The 17,754-nt window shown below is 70.7% G+C and carries 19 protein-coding genes, 1 tRNA gene, 1 pseudogene and 1 riboswitch; of the genes and pseudogenes, 7 read left to right on the forward strand and 14 right to left on the reverse strand.

Features of this window, described 5'->3' with window-relative positions:
* Positions 1–280 precede the first annotated feature (280 nt).
* From AC069X_RS18460 to AC069X_RS18480, 5 genes and pseudogenes are all read right to left on the reverse strand, one after another.
* On the reverse strand, positions 281–1,648 hold the full coding sequence (locus tag AC069X_RS18460) for a DUF445 domain-containing protein (protein ID WP_478729640.1): 1,368 nt from the start codon (positions 1,646–1,648) through the stop codon (positions 281–283).
* A gap of 122 nt (positions 1,649–1,770) precedes the next feature.
* A pseudogene (locus AC069X_RS18465) lies at positions 1,771–2,514 on the reverse strand (DUF1707 SHOCT-like domain-containing protein); the annotation flags it as partial.
* 178 nt (positions 2,515–2,692) lie between these two features.
* Positions 2,693–3,679: an ABC transporter ATP-binding protein gene (locus tag AC069X_RS18470; protein WP_478729641.1), complete on the reverse strand. Its 987-nt coding sequence runs from the start codon at positions 3,677–3,679 to the stop codon at positions 2,693–2,695.
* Between the two features lie 3 nt (positions 3,680–3,682).
* Positions 3,683–4,567: an ABC transporter permease gene (locus tag AC069X_RS18475; RefSeq protein WP_478729642.1), complete on the reverse strand. Its 885-nt coding sequence runs from the start codon at positions 4,565–4,567 to the stop codon at positions 3,683–3,685.
* Positions 4,560–5,351 carry an ABC transporter permease gene (locus AC069X_RS18480; protein WP_478729705.1) on the reverse strand — a complete coding sequence of 264 codons (792 nt, stop codon included), beginning with the start codon at positions 5,349–5,351 and terminating at the stop codon, positions 4,560–4,562. Before AC069X_RS18480 ends, AC069X_RS18475 begins: the two co-directional genes overlap by 8 nt.
* A gap of 174 nt (positions 5,352–5,525) precedes the next feature.
* On the opposite strand from AC069X_RS18480, the gene AC069X_RS18485 reads away from it, so the two are divergent.
* The gene (locus tag AC069X_RS18485) at positions 5,526–7,976 is read left to right on the forward strand and encodes a transglycosylase domain-containing protein (protein ID WP_478729706.1); all 2,451 of its coding nucleotides are present in this window, start codon (positions 5,526–5,528) and stop codon (positions 7,974–7,976) included.
* A 21-nt stretch (positions 7,977–7,997) separates the two neighbouring features.
* Here AC069X_RS18485 and AC069X_RS18490 read toward each other — a convergent pair whose 3' ends face one another.
* The 3 genes from AC069X_RS18490 to AC069X_RS18500 form a co-directional block, all read right to left on the reverse strand.
* Positions 7,998–8,318, reverse strand: a complete 321-nt coding sequence (locus tag AC069X_RS18490) for a DMT family transporter (protein WP_030158619.1) — start codon at positions 8,316–8,318, stop codon at positions 7,998–8,000.
* 33 nt (positions 8,319–8,351) lie between these two features.
* Positions 8,352–8,423, reverse strand: a riboswitch (guanidine-III (ykkC-III) riboswitch).
* A 62-nt stretch (positions 8,424–8,485) separates the two neighbouring features.
* Positions 8,486–8,827: a GroES family chaperonin gene (locus AC069X_RS18495; RefSeq protein ID WP_478729643.1), complete on the reverse strand. Its 342-nt coding sequence runs from the start codon at positions 8,825–8,827 to the stop codon at positions 8,486–8,488.
* A 63-nt stretch (positions 8,828–8,890) separates the two neighbouring features.
* Positions 8,891–9,208: a DUF3618 domain-containing protein gene (locus tag AC069X_RS18500; RefSeq protein ID WP_478729644.1), complete on the reverse strand. Its 318-nt coding sequence runs from the start codon at positions 9,206–9,208 to the stop codon at positions 8,891–8,893.
* A gap of 116 nt (positions 9,209–9,324) precedes the next feature.
* Here AC069X_RS18500 and bcp point away from each other — a divergent pair, with 116 nt between their 5' ends.
* The 4 genes from bcp (at position 9,325) to AC069X_RS18520 (ending at position 11,203) form a co-directional block, all read left to right on the forward strand.
* A complete protein-coding gene (gene bcp, locus AC069X_RS18505; protein ID WP_007264334.1) occupies positions 9,325–9,792 on the forward strand; it encodes a thioredoxin-dependent thiol peroxidase in 468 nt (155 codons plus the stop codon).
* A gap of 146 nt (positions 9,793–9,938) precedes the next feature.
* A complete protein-coding gene (locus tag AC069X_RS18510; protein WP_478729645.1) occupies positions 9,939–10,586 on the forward strand; it encodes an HNH endonuclease signature motif containing protein in 648 nt (215 codons plus the stop codon).
* Positions 10,583–11,068, forward strand: coding sequence for an HNH endonuclease (locus tag AC069X_RS18515; RefSeq protein ID WP_478729646.1), 486 nt, complete (start codon positions 10,583–10,585; stop codon positions 11,066–11,068). The genes AC069X_RS18510 and AC069X_RS18515 overlap by 4 nt, the downstream gene beginning before the upstream one ends.
* Before the next feature lie 52 nt (positions 11,069–11,120).
* A tRNA-Leu gene (locus AC069X_RS18520) sits at positions 11,121–11,203 on the forward strand.
* Positions 11,204–11,260: 57 nt separating this feature from the next.
* Here the strand turns inward: AC069X_RS18520 and rdgB are convergent.
* The 4 genes from rdgB to AC069X_RS18540 form a co-directional block, all read right to left on the reverse strand.
* Positions 11,261–11,863 (reverse strand): RdgB/HAM1 family non-canonical purine NTP pyrophosphatase, encoded by a 603-nt coding sequence (rdgB, locus tag AC069X_RS18525; protein WP_478729647.1) that lies wholly within the window; start codon positions 11,861–11,863, stop codon positions 11,261–11,263.
* A gap of 8 nt (positions 11,864–11,871) precedes the next feature.
* The gene (locus tag AC069X_RS18530) at positions 11,872–12,276 is read right to left on the reverse strand and encodes a hypothetical protein (protein WP_478729648.1); all 405 of its coding nucleotides are present in this window, start codon (positions 12,274–12,276) and stop codon (positions 11,872–11,874) included.
* A 99-nt stretch (positions 12,277–12,375) separates the two neighbouring features.
* The gene (gene rph / locus AC069X_RS18535; protein ID WP_478729649.1) at positions 12,376–13,110 is read right to left on the reverse strand and encodes a ribonuclease PH; all 735 of its coding nucleotides are present in this window, start codon (positions 13,108–13,110) and stop codon (positions 12,376–12,378) included.
* Positions 13,111–13,214: 104 nt separating this feature from the next.
* A complete protein-coding gene (locus AC069X_RS18540; protein ID WP_478729650.1) occupies positions 13,215–13,523 on the reverse strand; it encodes a PTS sugar transporter subunit IIB in 309 nt (102 codons plus the stop codon).
* Positions 13,524–13,681: 158 nt separating this feature from the next.
* Here AC069X_RS18540 and AC069X_RS18545 point away from each other — a divergent pair, with 158 nt between their 5' ends.
* Both AC069X_RS18545 and AC069X_RS18550 read left to right on the forward strand, forming a co-directional pair.
* The gene (locus AC069X_RS18545; RefSeq protein ID WP_478729651.1) at positions 13,682–14,983 is read left to right on the forward strand and encodes a PTS transporter subunit EIIC; all 1,302 of its coding nucleotides are present in this window, start codon (positions 13,682–13,684) and stop codon (positions 14,981–14,983) included.
* A gap of 242 nt (positions 14,984–15,225) precedes the next feature.
* On the forward strand, positions 15,226–16,482 hold the full coding sequence (locus AC069X_RS18550) for a PTS transporter subunit EIIC (protein WP_478729652.1): 1,257 nt from the start codon (positions 15,226–15,228) through the stop codon (positions 16,480–16,482).
* A 142-nt stretch (positions 16,483–16,624) separates the two neighbouring features.
* Here the strand turns inward: AC069X_RS18550 and AC069X_RS18555 are convergent, their stop codons facing one another.
* A complete protein-coding gene (locus tag AC069X_RS18555; RefSeq protein WP_478729653.1) occupies positions 16,625–17,377 on the reverse strand; it encodes an MBL fold metallo-hydrolase in 753 nt (250 codons plus the stop codon).
* 193 nt (positions 17,378–17,570) lie between these two features.
* Positions 17,571–17,754: hypothetical protein (locus tag AC069X_RS18560; RefSeq protein WP_478729654.1), on the reverse strand; the 184-nt coding region annotated here is incomplete at its 5' end.

Below are 17,754 nucleotides of genomic sequence, written 5' to 3' on the forward strand. Positions count from 1 at the left end.
CCGGTCCCCCGGGGGGGGATCCGTGTCCCGTCCCCTGGCCGGGGAGTACCTCTCGGCAGGGGGCCTCTCCCCTGGCCGGGGCTGCCGTACCCCTGGCCGGGGCTGCGGTGGGCCGCTGCGCGGGGCTGGTCCCCTACCCGCCCTTCCACCGTTCCCCGGGCGCTGCCCGGACCCGCGCCTCAAACGTCGGCGGGGCTGGAAGGTACCCCCGGGCTCAGCCCGCGGAGGTCATGCCCCCGGCACGGGACCGCGTACCCACCCGCCTACCCCCCTACCCCCCCTACCCCCCCAGCGCCCGCGAGACCGTGTAGATGACCAGGCCCGCCAGCGCGCCCACCACCGTGCCGTTGATGCGGATGAACTGGAGGTCGCGGCCGATGTGCGCCTCGATCTTGCGCGAGGTGTGCTCGGCGTCCCAGGCCGCCACCGTGTCCGTGATCAGGGAGGTGATCTCCCTCCGGTACGTGGTGACCACGTAGACCACCGCGCCCTCGATCCAGCCCTCCACCTTCTCCTGCAGACGCCCGTCCGTCGCGAGCCGGGCGCCCAGCGACATCAGCGAGGACCGCACCCTCAGCCGCAGCTCGCTCTGCTCGTCCTCCGCCGCCGAGATGATCATCGTGCGGATCGCGGACCACGCCGACGCGATCACGTCCTGGATCTCGTCCCGCGCCAGGATCTCCGACTTCAGCCGCTCCACCCGCGCCCGCGTCTCCGTGTCCGACTGGAGGTCGGCGGCGAAGTCGCGCAGGAAGCGGTCCACCGCCCCGCGCGCCGGGTGACCCGGCATGTCCCGCATCTCCGTGACGAAGCGCAGCAGCTCCTTGTACACCCGGTCGCCGATCTTGCGGTCGACGAAGCGCGGGGTCCAGCCGGGGGCGCCGCCCTGGACGGCGTCCATGACGGAGTCCCCGTGCGTGATGAGCCAGTCGTGGGCCTTCGCGCACACGAGGTCCACGGCACGGTGGTGGCCGCCGTCCGCGACGACCCGTTCCAGGGTCTTGCCGATGCCGGGGGCGATCTCCGCCGCCTCCGCCCGCCGCGTGATCGCCTCGCCCACCACGGCCTGCACGTCGGAGTCCCGCAGTACGGTCAGGGCCCCGCGCAGGGCCGTGGCCAGCTCGGCCGTGACCCGGTCGGCATGCGCGGGCTCGGCCAGCCAGGCGCCGAGCCGGCCGCCGATGCCGAGGGAGTGGAGCCGTGCGCGCACCACGTCCGACGACAGGAAGTTCTCGCCGACGAACTCGCCCAGCGAGACGCCCAGCTGGTCCTTCTTGGTCGGAATGATCGCCGTGTGCGGGATCGGCAGCCCCAGCGGCCGCCGGAAGAGGGCCGTCACCGCGAACCAGTCCGCCAGCGCACCCACCATGCCCGCCTCGGCCGCCGCCGCGACGTACCCGGCCCAGGGGCCGGCGCCCCAGGCGTTCTGCGCGCACTTGGCCAGTACGTAGACCAGCGCGACCAGGACCAGCAGCCCCGTCGCGGTCGCCTTCATCCGGCGGACACCGCGCTGCCGCTCCTCGTCCGCCGCGTTGAAGACGAACGCGCCGCGTGGCGGGGCCGACGGGCCCCTCGTACGGTCATCCGTGCTGCTGCTCACGTGCTGCTCCTGCCCTTCCCCCGATGGCCGGTTTTGTCTGCATAGCATCCGACTCCCGGGAGGCCCGGGGAGTTCCCGGCACGCCGCCGAAGGCACTCGGACCGCTCGGGCACCGGCCCCGGCACCGGCCCCGGCCCCGGCCCCGGCGCACAGTCGCCGAAGGCCCGCTACAGCTCCTTGCGGGACGGACCGCCGTCCAGCCGCTCCGCCCCCTTCGGCCCCTTCAACCCCTTCGACCCCTTGGGCTCCTTCACCTTGACCGCGACCCCGCCCCAGAGGGCGAGCCCGTTCACGACCACCCGCGGGGCGCCCGGATCGGGCCGGTACTCCAGGGCGTTGCCCTGGTCGAAGGCGCCCATGACGCCGATGCCGCGTACGTCGACCTCCACGCCCGGCGGGACGGTGATCTCGATGCCGCCCATGATGGCCACGCAGGTGATGACGACCTCGCGCTCAGCGAAGTCGGCCTGGCGCAGGTCGAGCTCGCCACCGCCCCAGAAGGCCACCGCGTTGAAGCGTGCGGGCACGGTCCAGCGGCCCTTGCGCTGGAAGCCCGACATGACGGCGACGGCCGTGGCCGAGGTCCCCGTACCGCCGATCCGGTCGGGCCACGACGGGGAAGGGGACGGGAACGGGGAAGGAGAAGAGGACGGGAACCCGGAAGCGGCCGCCGGCGAAACGGGGGACGGGACCGGTGCCGGGCCGGGCAGGTCGCGGGTCAGGGGTTCGAGTTCCGCGTACGTACGGGACTTGTACGCGGCTTCCAGCCGCTCCTCGAACTCCTCCATGTCGAGGCGGCCCTCGGCGACGGCGTCCCGCAGCTTGTCCACCACCCGCTCGCGGTCGGCGTCCGACGCCCGCAGCGCGGGCGCCCCGGCGGCGGCCCCCGCTTCCTCCGGCGCGGCCTTCTCCAGTGAGGTCTTCTCCGGCAACGGCTTCTCGGGCCGCTCGTCACTCATGTGGACCACCCTAAGCAGAGACCGGGCCCGCCACCCGGGGGCGAACCCTGATTTGTCCCTACCCCGCCCTCATCCCTACCCCCCCGCCCTCAGCCCGCCCTCACCCCGCCCGCCCCTCATCCCCGGCCGCCCCTCATCCCCGCCCCGCGTACATCCGCGCGATCACGTCCTCGATGTCCGGATCCCGCACCGACAGGTCCAGCAGCGGGTACCTGGCCGCCACCGCCGCCACCAGCGGCGCCGCCGACTGCCCCGCAGGGAACGCCAGCCACTGCCGCGGCCCCTCCACCTTCACCACCCGGGCGCCCTCCACCTCGACCGGCGGGAGCTCCCGCTCCAGGTCGACCACCAGCGTCCGCTCGCTGCCCGCGCCCTCCCCCAGGGCGTGCAGCCCGCCGAGCGCCCCGTCGTACATCAGCCGGCCGTGGTCGATCACCATCACCCGCTCGCACAACTGCTCGATGTCCTGGAGGTCGTGGGTGGTCAGCAGCACCGTCGTCCCCAGCTCCTCGTTCAGCTGCCGCAGGAAACCCCGAACCTTCGCCTTGCTCACCACGTCCAGCCCGATCGTCGGCTCGTCGAGGTACAGCACCTCCGGGTCGTGCAGCAGCGCCGCCGCGATGTCCCCGCGCATCCGCTGCCCCAGGGACAGCTGCCGCACCGGTACGTCGAGCAGCTCACCCAGGTCCAGCCGCTCGACGCACCTCTCCAGGTTCTCCGCGAAGCGCGCCGCCGGGATCCGGTACATCCGGCGCATCAGCCCGTACGAGTCCTTCAGCGGCAGGTCCCACCACAGCGTCGTGCGCTGCCCGAACACGACCCCGATCCGGTGCGCGAGCCGCATCCGCTCACGCGCCGGGTCGATGCCGGCGACGCGCAGCCGGCCGCCGGTCGGCGTGAGGATGCCGGTCAGCATCTTGATGGTGGTGGACTTGCCGGCCCCGTTGGGGCCGATGTAGCCGACGACCTCGCCGCGCGCGATCTCGAAGCTGATCCCGTCCACGGCCCTGACCTGCCGTTTCTCCCGTCTCACCAGCCCCACCCGACGCCGCACGTCGAAGACCTTCTCGACGCCGTCCAAAGAGATCAGCCCACCACCGGCACTACCACCCACGCCCATCTCCTAACTCCCCGTACTCCGGTACGAACGCACACCCGCCCGCCACGCCAGCGACGCGGGCAGGAACACCGCGAACGCCACCAGCGGGCTCAGGAACGCCACCCACCCCGGCAGCCCCAGCGGGTCGGGCCGCCCCAGCACGTACAGCGCGGGCAGCCAGTTGACGAAGGCCAGCGGGACGACGAAGGTCACCCCGCGCAGCAGCTCCTTCGCGAACACCGTCGGCGGGTACTGGAGCATGGTGCAGCCCCCGTACGTGAAGGAGTTCTGCACCTCGGCCGCGTCCCCGGCGACGAACTGGAAGGCCGCGCCCGCCACCAGCACGGCGCTGAAGATCCCCGCCCCGGCCACCACCATGACCGGCACCAGCAGCACCTTCGCCGGCGTCCAGTGCACGTCCAGCACCGAGACCGCCCAGCCCAGCACCCCCAGCCCCTGCACGACCCGCCCCAGCCGGCGCAGCGCGAAGCGGTCGGCCGCGACCTGCGCGAGGAGCGGGACGGGGCGCACCAGCATGGTGTCGAGGGAGCCGTCGCGGATCCGGGCCCCGACCCGGTCGGTGTTGCCGAGCAGCAGGTCCGCCAGGCCCAGGGAGGCCGAGGAGGCCCCGTACAGCAGGGCGATCTCGGGCAGGGTGAAGCCGCCCAGCGCGTCCACGTGGGAGAACATGACGGCGATCGCGACGAAGTCGAGGGCGGTGATCGCCGCGTTCCCGAAGGTGGCGAGCAGGAACGACATCCGGTACGTCATCGTCGAGCGGATCCACATCCCGGCGATCAGCCCGTACCCGCGCAGCCCCTCGCGGAGCCGGCCGCCGGACCGTGTCTCCTCGTACGGCAGCCCGCGGCCGGGCGTCCGCGTACGGCGGTCCACCGTCGCCTCAGCCACCCTGGACCACCACCTTCCGCGTCGCCGCCGCCTGGACCAGCCGCCCCGCGCCCAGCAGGGCCAGCGCCCACGCGGTCTGGAAGCCCAGCGCCCGTACGGCTCCCCCGGCCCCGGTGTGGGTGCCGAGGAGCACGTCCAGCGGCACCTGGAGCATCGCCGCCCACGGCAGCAGCCGGACCGCCTCGCCGAAGCCGCCCGGGAAGACGGTCAGCGGCAGCAGCATCCCGGAGCAGAAGATGGTGACGACGGTGGCCATCAGGTTGACGCCGGCTCCGTCCAGCAGCCAGAACGCCGCCAGCCCCAGCAGGTACCGCACCGCGAACCCGACGACCAGCCCGAGGAAGACCGAGACCAGGAACAGCAGCCAGCGCAGCGGATCGGACGGCAGCGCGAGGGTGAAGGCGCACGCCCCGGCCACCAGGGGCAGCACCCCGCGCCCCAGCAGCTGGAAGCCGGCCCGGCCGAGGTCGGCGGCGAGCCACCAGGCCTGGAGGTCGGCCGGGCGGTACAGGTCGACGGCGATGTCACCCGTACGGATGCGTTCCTGGAGCTCCTCCTGGAAGCCGCCGCCGATGAGCGAGCCGGCCGCCAGCAGGGACTGGCTGACCCAGACGAAGGTGAGGGCCTGGGCCTGGTCGTAGCCGCCCAGGTGGGGGCGCTCGTCCCACAGGGCGACGTACGTGTAGGCGACGATGAAGCCGAAGACGGTGTTGGTGAACACCCCGGCGGCCGTCGCCGTCCCGTACGTCGCGTAGCGCCGGAACCCGCCGGCGGCGACGGTCATGTAGAGACGCACCGCATCCCTCCGTTTCCCACGTCGTTCCCACGTCGGCCAAAGCGCGCGAGCTTAGTGCGGAGGGGCGAGCCACGCGACCGTTTTACGCCAGTCCATCCGGACACCATGAGGTAAAAATGTGGATATTTCCCACGGTCACGAGGAGCCCCGGAAATGCCGGACATGAGCGACCAGTCACCACCCCCCGGCTGGCCCCCTCGCGACCCCGACACCCCGGCCCACACCCCCACCCAAGGCCCCACCCAAGGCCCGGCCGGCACCCCCGGGCCCCGCCCCGCCCCCCGGGCCGCAACCCGCCCCCGCCGCACCGGCCTGCGGCGCTTCCTCCCGACCTGGCGCCTGGCCGTCGGCACCCTGCTGCTGCTCGCCCTGCTGCTCGGCGGCGCCCTCGTCGCCGGCTACCTGCTGGTGGACATCCCCCCGGCCAACGCGGCCGCCACCGCGCAGTCGAACGTCTACCTCTACGCGGACGGCTCCCAGCTCGCCCGCGACGGCGAGGTCAACCGCGTCAACATCCCCCTGTCGCAGGTCCCCCTGGGCGTGCAGCAGGCCGTACTGGCCGCAGAGGACCGGGACTTCCACTCCGAACGGGCGGTGGACCCCAAGGCGATGGTCCGGGCCGCCTGGAACACGGCGACCGGCAAGGGCACCCAGTCCGGTTCGACCATCACCCAGCAGTACGTCAAGAACTACTACCTGGGCCAGGAACAGACGATCAAACGGAAGGTCAAGGAGTTCTTCATCGCGATCAAACTCGGGCGCGAGAAATCGAAGAACTACATCCTGGAGGGGTACCTGAACACCAGTTACTTCGGCCGGAACGCCTACGGCATCCAGGCCGCCTCCCAGGCCTACTACGGCAAGGACGCCGCCAGACTGACCACCGCCGAGGGCGCCTACCTCGCCACCCTCCTCAACTCCCCCAGCGCCTTCGACGTCGTCTCCCACCCCCAGAGCCGCGGCCGCGCCGTCGCCCGCTGGAACTACGTGCTCGACGGCATGGTCAAGAAGAAGTGGATGACACCCGAGGAGCGCGCCGCCGTACAGTTCCCCGAGCCCGGCAAGGTCCGCGCCGCCGCCGGCCTCTCCGGCCAGCGCGGCTACCTCGTCGAAGCCGTCAAGGACCACATCGCCGAACACAAGATCCTCGACGACAAGACCCTCGCCGAGGGCGGCTACCGGATCACCACCACCATCGACAAGCGCCGCCAGAACGCCTTCGTCGACGCCGTCCAGAAGCAGCTCATGGACAAGCTCGACCCGGCCGCACGCCCGGCGGACCGCGTCGTACGGGCCGGCGGGGCCTCCATCGACCCGGCCACCGGCAAGGTCGTCGCCCTCTACGGCGGCATCGACTACACCAAGCAGTACGTGAACAACGCGACCCGCCACGACTACCAGGTCGCCTCCACCTTCAAGCCGTTCGTCTTCGCCTCCGCCGTCCAGAACGACTCCCGCACCCAGGACGGCCGCCGGATCACCCCGAACACCCTCTACAACGGCGACAACAAGCGCCGCGTCGTCGGCACCCGGATCCCCTACGCCCCGGAGAACGAAGGCCAGCAGTCCTACGGGGACATCACCGTCACCACCGCCACCGACCTCTCCGTCAACACCGTCTTCGCCCAGATGGTCGTCGACGTCGGCACCGAGAAGGTCAAGCGCACCGCCATCGACCTCGGCATCCCCGAGAACACCCCGAACTTCGCCGTCGGCCCGGCCATGGCCCTCGGCACCCTCCAGGCCAGCGTCGTGGACATGGCCCAGGCGTACGCGACCCTCGCCGACCACGGCCGCCACACCCCCTACACCCTGCTGGAGAAGATCTCCAAGGACGGCGACGACATCCCCCTCCCCGACCGCCCCACCCGCCAGGCCATCCCCCGCGAGGCCGCCGACACGACCACCTCCATGCTGGTCAGCGTCGTCGACAACGGCACCGGCACGGAAGCCCTGGCAGCCGGCCGCCCGGCCGCCGGCAAGACGGGCACCGCCGAGCTGGACCGCGCCGCCTGGTTCGCCGCGTACACCCCCGACCTGGTCACGGTGGTCTCGGTCATGGGCCAGGACCCCGACACCGGCACCCTCCAGTCCCTGTACGGGGCGCTCGGCGAGGCCCGGCTCGGCGGCGGCGGCTACCCCGCCCGGATCTGGGCGGCCTACACGAAGGAGGCCCTGGAGGCCACCGACCCGCAGGACTTCGACCTGGAGCTCCAGCCCGGCGCGGCCCAGCCCCCGCCACCGCCGCTCCAGCCCGGCATCCCGCAGCAGCCCGAGGGCAGCCGCCCGCCCTGGCAGCGCCCCGACCGGCCGACCCCGCCCGGACCGCCCACCCCGCCCGGACCGCCGAACGGCGGCCAGACCCAGGGCGGCCAGACCAACGGGGGCCAGACCCAGGGCGGGCAGACGAACGGAGGCCAGACGACCGGCGGCGATACGAACGGCGGCCAGACCCAGGGCGGCCAGACCAACGGAGGCCAGACCACCGGAGGCGAAACGAACGGCGGCCAGACGGACGGCGGCCAGACCACCGGCGGCGAGACCACCGGAGGCCAGACCCAGGGAGGCACCACCCAGGGCCGCCGCCGACCGCCCGCGGAATTCCTGGAATAGCCCCGGCAGGCGCCCACCCGGTCAGTGCCCGGAGGTGGCCTTCAGCCCCACCACGGCGACCAGCAGCAGACAGATGAAGAAGATCCGGGCGGCGGTGACGGGCTCCCCCAGCACCGCCATGCCGAGCACGGCCGCCCCGGCCGCCCCGATGCCCACCCAGACGCCGTACGCCGTACCGATGGGCAGGGTCTTGGCCGCGTACGACAGCAGCACCATGCTCGCGACGATGCCGGCACCGGTGAAGACGGACGGCCACAGACGGGTGAAGCCCTCGGTGAACTTCATGCCGATCGACCAGCCGACCTCGAGCAGACCGGCGACGAGAAGAAGAACCCAGGCCATGACAGGCACCTCCGGGACGAGAACGGAAACGGGGGTGCGTCGTCTTTGCGTCCTGCCAACCCGGTACGGCGCGTCTCGTCGGGGGTTCGGCTCCACCGTAGCAAACGGCATGCGAAAGGGCCGGTGACCACGGTCACCGGCCCCCGCTCACGCTCACGCTCACATGTTCAGAGGTACAGCCCGGTGGAGTCCTTCGACCCCTCCAGCCGCTCCGCGGCCACGGCGTGCAGGTCCCGCTCGCGCATCAGCACGTACGTCGCCCCGCGCACCTCGACCTCGGCACGGTCCTCGGGGTCGTACAGCACGCGGTCGCCCGGCTCGACGCTGCGCACGTTCTGCCCGACCGCGACCACCTCGGCCCAGGCGAGCCGCTTGCCCACCGCGGCCGTCGCCGGAATCAGGATGCCGCCGCCGGAGCGCCGCTCCCCCTCGGGGTTGTCGGACTTCACGAGCACGCGGTCGTGGAGCATGCGGATGGGCAGCTTGTCGTGGGTGGTGTTCTCGCTCACGACTCGAACCTACCTGCCCCCACGCGCCCTGTAAGCCGGAGGGTGGTCACCGTCACCGCGTCGTCACCGCTTGCGGCGCGAGGAGGCCACGAGGAGCCCGACCACGCCGACCGCCAGGAGCGCGACCGGCAGGATCCGCTCGAAGCGCGGGGCGCCGTCCTCGTGGCGCAGGCCGTCCTTCACGTCGGTGACGAGCCGGTTCACGGCGACGAAGGCCCGGCCGGCCGTCTGGTCCACCGTCGAGGCGACCCGGGCCTTCGCGTCCCCGATGATCGTCTGCGGGTGCATGCGCACGCCGATCTCGTCGAGCGTCTCGGCGAGCTGCTCGCGGCGGCGGACGATGTCCGCCTCGATCTGTGCGGGGGTCCTGGCTTCCGGCACCGCGCTGCCTCCGTCGTCGTTTCGTCGTCTGTGGGCTTGATCCGTCATGGACAGTCTGTCAGCTCAGTCAGCTTAGGCTCATGCCGTACGGATCCCCTCCCGAGGAGAGCACTGACATGAGCGAGCGACTCCAGCCGGGCGACATCGCCCCCGCCTTCACCCTGCCCGACGCGGACGGCAACGAGGTCTCGCTGGCCGACCACAAGGGCCGCAAGGTGATCGTGTACTTCTACCCGGCGGCCCTGACGCCGGGCTGCACCAAGCAGGCCTGCGACTTCACGGACAACCTGGACGTCCTGGCCACGGCCGGCTACGACGTCATCGGCGTCTCCCCGGACAAGCCGGAGAAGCTCGCGAAGTTCCGCGAGCAGGAGCACCTGAAGGTCACCCTGGTCGGGGACCCGGAGAAGGAGACCCTGGCGGCGTACGGAGCCTTCGGCGAGAAGAAGCTGTACGGCAAGACGGTCACCGGGGTCATCCGCTCCACAGTGGTGGTGGACGAGGAGGGCAAGGTCGAGCACGCCTTCTACAACGTCAAGGCCACGGGCCACGTTGCGAAGATCATCAAGGACCTGGGCATCTAACCCCCGCCCGGCCCCTTCCCGGCAAAGTCCCGCACCACAAGTGGTGCGGGACTTTCCGCTTATCGGACGTAACCATCCGTGATGCTGAACAGTTAACCCGTACGAGGTCCCGCGACCGCGCGGCCGAGAACGGAGAGGGGCGAGGGATGCCGGTCAGTCCGTACACGAAGGAGCGCCTGGCAGAGGCGGCGGAGACGTCGCGGACGCTGACCGAGGCGCTGGAGAAGCTGGGGGTGGACCCGAAAGGCGGCTCGCGTGAATACATCCGCAAGCGCATGCACCAGCTCGGAGTGGACGTCTCGCACTTCGAGCGGGACCGGAACCGCTGGACCCGGGCAATCCTGGAGGAGGCGGTGAGGGCTTCCACCAGCATGTACGAGGTCCTGCGCCGCCTGGGGCTCGACGCTGTGGGCGGGCACCACACCCACATCAGCCGCCGAGTCCGCGCGCTGGGCATCGACACCTCGCATTTCACCGGCCCGTCCCGGACGGACCGGATGCGAGACAACCGTCGACGGCGTACGGCGGACGAGATCCTTCGCGAAGATCGCTCACCTCACGCCACCCGTACCCCGAACACGATGCTCCGGCGCGCGCTGCACGATCTCGGCGCGGAGGACCGCTGTGCCGACTGCGGCGTCGCGGCCGTCTGGATGGGCATGCCCCTCCCCCTGGAGGTTGACCACATCAACGGCGACTGGCGCGACAACCGCCGGGAGAATCTGCGGCTGCTGTGCCCCAACTGCCACTCCACGACAGACTCGTACCGGGGCCGGGGCAAGGGCCGCCGATGAACACCCGGCGTCTCGATCGGCCGTCACGAGAGGAACTCGGTCAGGCGATAGCCGAGTCGACCAGCATCGCCGGGACCCTTCGGCGCCTGGGCTTCCCAAACCATGACGGACAGCGGGCGCACCTGCGTAGGTGGATCTCGGAGGAAGGGCACGACACTTCGCACTTCCTGGGACAGGCACACCAACGCGGGAAGGCCGGGACCAGGCCGGCCAAGGCCGCCAACGACATCCTCGTCAATCACGGCGGAAAGCACCGAACGAAAACCCAGCTTCTACGCCGCGCGCTTCGGGAAATCGGGGTCCCGGAGTGCTGCACCCACTGCGGCACATCCCCTGAGTGGCAGGGGCGCCCCATGACTCTGGAGGTCGACCACATCAACGGCGACTGGAGCGACGACCGGCGGGAGAACCTGCGGCTGTTGTGCCCCAACTGCCATGCCGTCACCAGTACATGGTGCCGAGGAGGCCGAAGCCCCCGGTAGGACCACAACCGGGAACACAAAACGCCGCCCGCCCGCTAGGATTGCGGCGCGAGCGGTCGTTGCTGAATGGTATAAGCGGAGGTTTTAGGTGCCTCTGGGCGAAAGCCCATGTGGGTTCGAATCCCATCGACCGCACAGGCCATGGAATCGAAGGCCCGGCTCGAAGAGCCGGGCCTTCGGCCTACCCGGGCCTCAGCCCAGCAGCTCCCGCAGGACCGGGATGAGACCGCGGAAGGCCTGGCCGCGGTGGGAGATGGCGTTCTTCTCCTCCGGGGTCAGTTCCGCGCAGGTGCGGGTTTCGCCGAGGGGCTGGAGGATCGGGTCGTAGCCGAAGCCTCCGCCGCCCACCGGGGTGTGGCGCAGGGTGCCCAGGAGGCGGCCTTCGACGACGCGTTCGGTGCCGTCCGGGAGGGCCAGGGCGGCGGCGCAGAAGAAGTGGGCGCCGCGGTGTTCCGTGGCGATGTCGCTCAGCTGGGCCAGCAGGAGGTCCAGGTTGGCGCGGTCGTTGCCGTGGGCGCCGGCCCAGCGGGCGGAGAAGATGCCGGGGGCGCCGTTCAGGACGTCGACGCACAGGCCGGAGTCGTCCGCGATGGCGGGGTGGCCGGTGGCCCGGGCGAGGGCGTGGGCTTTCAGGAGGGCGTTCTCGGCGAAGGTGACGCCGGTCTCCTTGACGTCCGGGATCTCGGGGTACGCGTCCGCGCCGACCAGCTCGTGCGGCAGGCCGGCGTCGGACAGGATGGCGCGGAGTTCGGTGACTTTGCCCGCGTTGCGGGTCGCGAGGATCAGGCGGGTCATGCGGCCCATTATCCCGGGGTGCAGACCTTGGAGATCTCGGCGGCGGCGTCGGCGACGGGCTTGACGTCGGGGGTGGTGTCGCCGTTGTTGACGGCGGTGCGGACGTTCTTGACGGCCGTGCTCATGGAGTCGACGGCCTTGCCGAGGTCGGCGTTGCCCGTCGTGTCCTTGATCTTGTTGAGGTTGGTGTCGATCTGGTCGAGGGCCTTCTGGGTGTCCTGGATGCTGTTGCCCGCGTTGGAGACGGCCTGCTGGAGCTCGTTCGCGCTGTCCGCGATGGCGACGGCGGTGTTGGCGCAGTCCATGGCGGTGGCGATGGCGTCGCAGCTGGTGACGGCCGGGACGGTGAGGGCCGCGGCCAGGGCGACGGCGGCGATGCGCAGTTTCGGCTTGCTCGGCTTGCTCGGCTTCATTCGGGTCCCCCCGGAAATGGCTCGGATGCATGGACGGGCACACGGTGGTGACACCGTGTGCCCGTACCTTCGTAGACGCGGGCGTCCGCCCGGCGGTTGCTACGGGATCTGCAGGTCCAGGGCGCCGAGCTGGAGGGCTTCCAGGTCGGCGCAGCCGCCGGCGGCGAGGTCGAGGAGGGCGTTGAGCTCCTTGCGGTCGAAGGGCTCGCCCTCGGCGGTGCCCTGGACCTCGACGAAGCGGCCGTCGCCGGTGCAGACGACGTTCATGTCGGTCTCGGCGCGGACGTCTTCCTCGTAGCAGAGGTCGAGGAGCGGGACGCCGTCGACGATGCCGACGCTGACGGCGGCGACGGTGCCGGTGAGCGGCTTGCGGCCGGCCTTGATGAGCTTCTTCTTCTGGCCCCAGGCGACGGCGTCGGCGAGGGCGACGTAGGCGCCGGTGATGGCGGCGGTGCGGGTGCCGCCGTCGGCCTGGAGGACGTCGCAGTCCAGGACGATGGTGTTCTCGCCGAGGGCCTTGTAGTCGATGACGGCGCGCAGGGAGCGGCCGATGAGGCGGGAGATCTCGTGGGTGCGGCCGCCGATCTTGCCGCGGACGGATTCGCGGTCGCCGCGGGTGTTGGTGGAGCGGGGGAGCATCGAGTACTCGGAGGTGACCCAGCCTTCGCCGCTGCCCTTGCGCCAGCGCGGGACTCCTTCGGTGAAGGAGGCGGTGCAGAAGACCTTGGTGTCTCCGAAGGAGATGAGGACGGAGCCCTCGGCGTGCTTGCTCCATCCGCGTTCGATGGTGACCGGGCGGAGCTGTTCGGGCGTGCGGCCGTCGATGCGAGACATGGCTGTGAGCCTAGTCGGTGCGGGGGTACGCGTGGACCCCGTCCGGTGGGCCGGTACGGGGTCCTCGTTCTGCCCTGTGGGGTGTGGTGAGCTCGGGGCTCAGCTCACATCATGTCTTCGATCTCGCCGGCGATCGGGTCGGCGTCGGTGCCGATGACGACCTGGATGGCGGTGCCCATCTTGACGACGCCGTGGGCGCCGGCGGCCTTGAGGGCGGCTTCGTCGACGAGGGACGGGTCGGAGACCTCGGTGCGCAGGCGGGTGATGCAGCCCTCGACCTCTTCGATGTTGTCGATGCCGCCGAGCCCGGCGACGATCTTCTCAGCCTTGGTGGCCATGTGTTTCTCCCTGAGTGTGTCGAAGAACGAGTCTCTGCGGCCGTGGCCGGCTACCCGCTGCGTCCGCTTTGTCACGGTAGCTCACGTCGCTCACGGTTGGCCTATCTACGCGAGCGCAAGCCGGAGGCCTGTCCCATGATGACGATCAGCAGCAGCCTGCCCACAACTGGTCTACACCAGTGTGCCGCACGTACTGCGACCGCCAAAACGGGCCCGGCCGAAGGAGGACGCGGATGAGCGCGAGCAGTGCGGCGGAGGTCCCGCGGAAGCAGTGGTGGGGCGGACTGTTCCAGGGCCTGCAGAAGATGGGGCGCAGTCTCCAGCTGCCGATCGCCGTCCTGCCGGCCGCGGGCATCCTGAACCGGCTCGGGCAGCCGGACGTGTTCGGCGCGGACGGCCTGGACTGGACGGCCGTCGCGAAGGTGATGGCCGGGGCGGGCGGGGCGCTGCTGGACGCGGACCTGGGTCTGCCGCTGCTGTTCTGCGTGGGTGTCGCGATCGGCATGGCGAAGAAGGCGGACGGTTCGACCGCGCTGGCGGCGGTGGCGGGGTTCCTCGTCTACCGGGGCGTGCTGCACGCGTTCCCGAAGCCGTGTCCGTCCGGCACGAAGGACATCGGGGGCGGGTGTCTGACGCCGACGGACACTTTCGCCGGGTACGCGTACCAGAACCCGGGGGTGTTCGGCGGGATCGTGATGGGGCTGCTGGCGGCGTGGTTCTGGCAGCGCTACCACCGGGTGAGGCTGGTGGACTGGCTGGGCTTCTTCAACGGGCGGCGGCTGGTCCCGATCATCATGTCGTTCGTGGCGATCTTGTTCGCCGCGCTGTGCCTGTGGATCTGGCCGCCGGTGGGTGCCGCGCTGGAGGGCTTCTCGGACTGGCTGGTGGGTCTGGGTGCCTGGGGTGCGGGGATCTTCGGGGTCGCGAACCGTGCGCTGCTGGTGATCGGTCTGCACCAGTTCCTGAACGTGCCGGTGTGGTTCCAGTTCGGCAGTTACACCAAGCCGGACGGGACGACGGTGCACGGTGACATCAACATGTTCCTGGCGGGTGACCCGGACGCGGGTCTGTTCCTGTCCGGCTTCTTCCCCATCATGATGTTCGCGCTGCCGGCGGCGGCCCTGGCGATCACGCACTGTGCGAAGCCGCAGCGGCGCAAGGAGGTCGGCGGGCTGATGCTGTCGGTGGGGCTGACCTCGTTCGTCACGGGGATCACGGAGCCGCTTGAGTACTCCTTCCTCTTCGTGGCGCCGGCGCTGTACGTGATCCACGCGGTGCTGACGGGTGTGTCGATGGCGGTGACGTGGGCGCTGGGGGTGCACGACGGGTTCAGCTTCTCGGCCGGTCTGATCGACTACGTCATCAACTGGGGTCTGGCGACGAAGCCGTGGCTGATCATCCCGATCGGGCTGGGCTTCGCGGTCGTCTACTACGCGGTGTTCCGGTTCGCGATCACCCGGTGGGACATCCCGACGCCGGGCCGGGAGTCGGACGAGGAGATCGCGGCGATGCAGGCGGAGAACACCAAGGCGTAGGGCCTTCGTGAGGCGGGGCCGGGGCCTTCGGATCCAGTGATCCGGAGGCCCTTCGTCCTGTGGTCCAGGCCACACAAAATCGAAGGTTCCTTATCTAACCCCGACCGTGCTACAACTGGTCTACACCACCCAATGGTGTAGACCATGCAGCTGCCCGAGCAGCCAGTGGTCCCCCATTTCCGAGACGCCGCCACCCCCATTTTCCATGTCCCCAGGCAGCGCCTTGTCCTCTGGAGGAACCCATGTCCACAGCGACCGCTGCGGAGAAGAAGAAGGGCGCTGGCGTGATGGCCGTCATGCAGCGCATCGGCCGGAGCCTCATGCTCCCCGTTGCCGTGCTGCCGGCCGGCGCTCTGCTCATCCGCCTCGGCCAGGACGACATGCTCGGCAAGGCGTCGCTGCCGGACTTCATCAACAAGATCGCCACCTACATGGCGGCCGGTGGTGACGCGATCATCGGCAACATGGCGCTGCTGTTCGCCGTCGGCATCGCGATCGGCTTCGCGAAGAAGTCCGACGGTTCGACGGCCCTGGCCGCCGTCACCGGCTACCTGGTCTTCCAGAAGGTGCTCGCCACCTTCACCGACCCGAGCCTGCCGAAGGTCGCCAAGGTGGTCGACGGCAAGATCGCCATGGTCGAGGCGCCCGTGGACGCGAAGGTCCTCGGCGGTGTCGTGATGGGCATCGTCGTCGCCCTGCTCTACCAGAAGTTCTACCGGACCAAGCTGCCGGACTGGGCGGGCTTCTTCGGCGGCCGCCGCCTGGTCCCGATCCTCTCCGCCTTCGCGGGTCTGTTCATCGGCATCGTCTTCGGTCTGATCTGGCCCGTCCTCGGCAAGGGCATCCACGGTTTCGGCGAGTGGCTGGTCGGCTCCGGCGCCGTCGGCGCGGGCATCTTCGGTGTCGCCAACCGTGCGCTCATCCCGGTCGGCATGCACCACCTCCTCAACTCCTTCCCGTGGTTCCAGGCGGGCGAGTACAACGGCAAGAGCGGCGACATCGGCCGCTTCCTCGCCGGCGACCCGAGCGCCGGACAGTTCATGACCGGCTTCTTCCCGATCATGATGTTCGCCCTCCCGGCGGCCTGCCTCGCGATCGTGCACTGCGCCCGCCCCGAGCGCCGCAAGGTCGTCGGCGGCATGATGTTCTCCCTCGCGCTCACCGCCTTCGTCACCGGCGTGACCGAGCCGATCGAGTTCACCTTCATGTTCATCGCCCCGGTGCTGTACGCGGTGCACGCGGTCCTGACCGGTGTCTCCATGGCCCTGACCTGGGCGCTCGGCATGAAGGACGGCTTCGGCTTCTCCGCCGGCGCGATCGACTTCTTCCTCAACCTCGGTATCGCGACCAAGCCGTGGATGCTCGTCCTGGTCGGCCTGTGCTTCGCGGCCCTCTACTACGCGATCTTCCGCTTCGCGATCACCAAGTGGAACATCCCGACGCCGGGCCGCGAGTCCGACGAGGAGCTCGCCGAGCTGGCCAAGGCCGAGGCCAAGTAAGGCCCCGCCGGTCCGCCGGCCCCGCAGTTTCGTAGGCGGCAACTACGCGACGGAGCCCCCGCTCTCCCGCAAGGGAGGGCGGGGGCTCCGTCGTTCCCGGTCTTCCCGGTCTTCCCGGCGTTCCCGGCGCGTTCCCGAGGCCTCAGACCTCGTACACGGCGCCCGCGTGCGCCAGGTCCACCCGGCCGTCGTAGACCGCGCGGGCGTCCGCCAGGTTCTGCGCGGCGTCCGTCCACGGCGGGATGTGCGTCAGCACGAGCCGGCCGACCCGGCCGTCGCGCGCGTACTCCCCGGCCTCGCGGCCGTTGAGGTGGAGGTCCGGGATGTCCTCCTTGCCGTGGGTGAAGGAGGCCTCGCACAGGAACAGGTCCGCGCCCTCCGCCAGCGTCCCCAGCTCGGGGCAGACCCCGGTGTCGCCGGAGTACGCGAGCACGCGCCCGCCGTGCTCGACGCGGATGCCGTACGACTCGACCGGGTGGCAGACCTTCTCCGTGCGGACCGTGAACGGGCCGATCTCGAAGCTGCCGGACTTCAGGGTGCGGAAGTCGAACACCTCGCTCATCGAGCGCTCGTCGGGGACGTCCTCGTACGCCGTGGTCAGGCGCTGCTCGGTGCCCTCGGGGCCGTAGACGGGGATGGTCCCGCAGCGGCCGCCCTCGTGCCGGTAGTAGCGGGCGACGAAGTACGCGCACATGTCGATGCAGTGGTCGGCGTGCAGGTGGCTCAGGAAGATCGCGTCGAGGTCGTAGAGACCGCAGTGGCGCTGGAGCGCGCCGAGGGAGCCGTTGCCCATGTCGAGGAGCAGCCGGAAGCCGTCGGCCTCGACGAGATAGCTCGAACATGCCGAATCCGCGGCCGGGAAGGACCCCGAACAGCCGACGACGGTGAGCTTCATGGAGCGTGAACCTCCGGGGACGGTCCGTGGACGGAATGCGGGCCGTGCGTGGGTCGAGCGTAAGGCGCGAAACGTCCGGTCGCTCCTCCGCGGCAGGCCGTTGTGGGGGGAATCACCTGTGGTGTCACCCAGGGGAGCGACGAGGGGCACAGGCGTTGCCGCGTGGCTGCCGTGCCGGGGGCCGGGTGCGCGGCTACGGTCGGAATATGGACACGTCGTGGTGGCCCGCCGTACTGGCGGCGGTCGCCGTGGCGGTGGTGGTGCTGCTCCCCCGGCGGGCCACGACGGTGGCGGCGGCGCCCCCGCCCCACGGGCCGGCGCCGCCGCCGCGGCTGCGGCCGGGTGGGCTGTGGTGTTTTGTGGGCAGCCGGAACCGC

This window comes from Streptomyces sp. NPDC043896, from assembly GCF_056435605.1.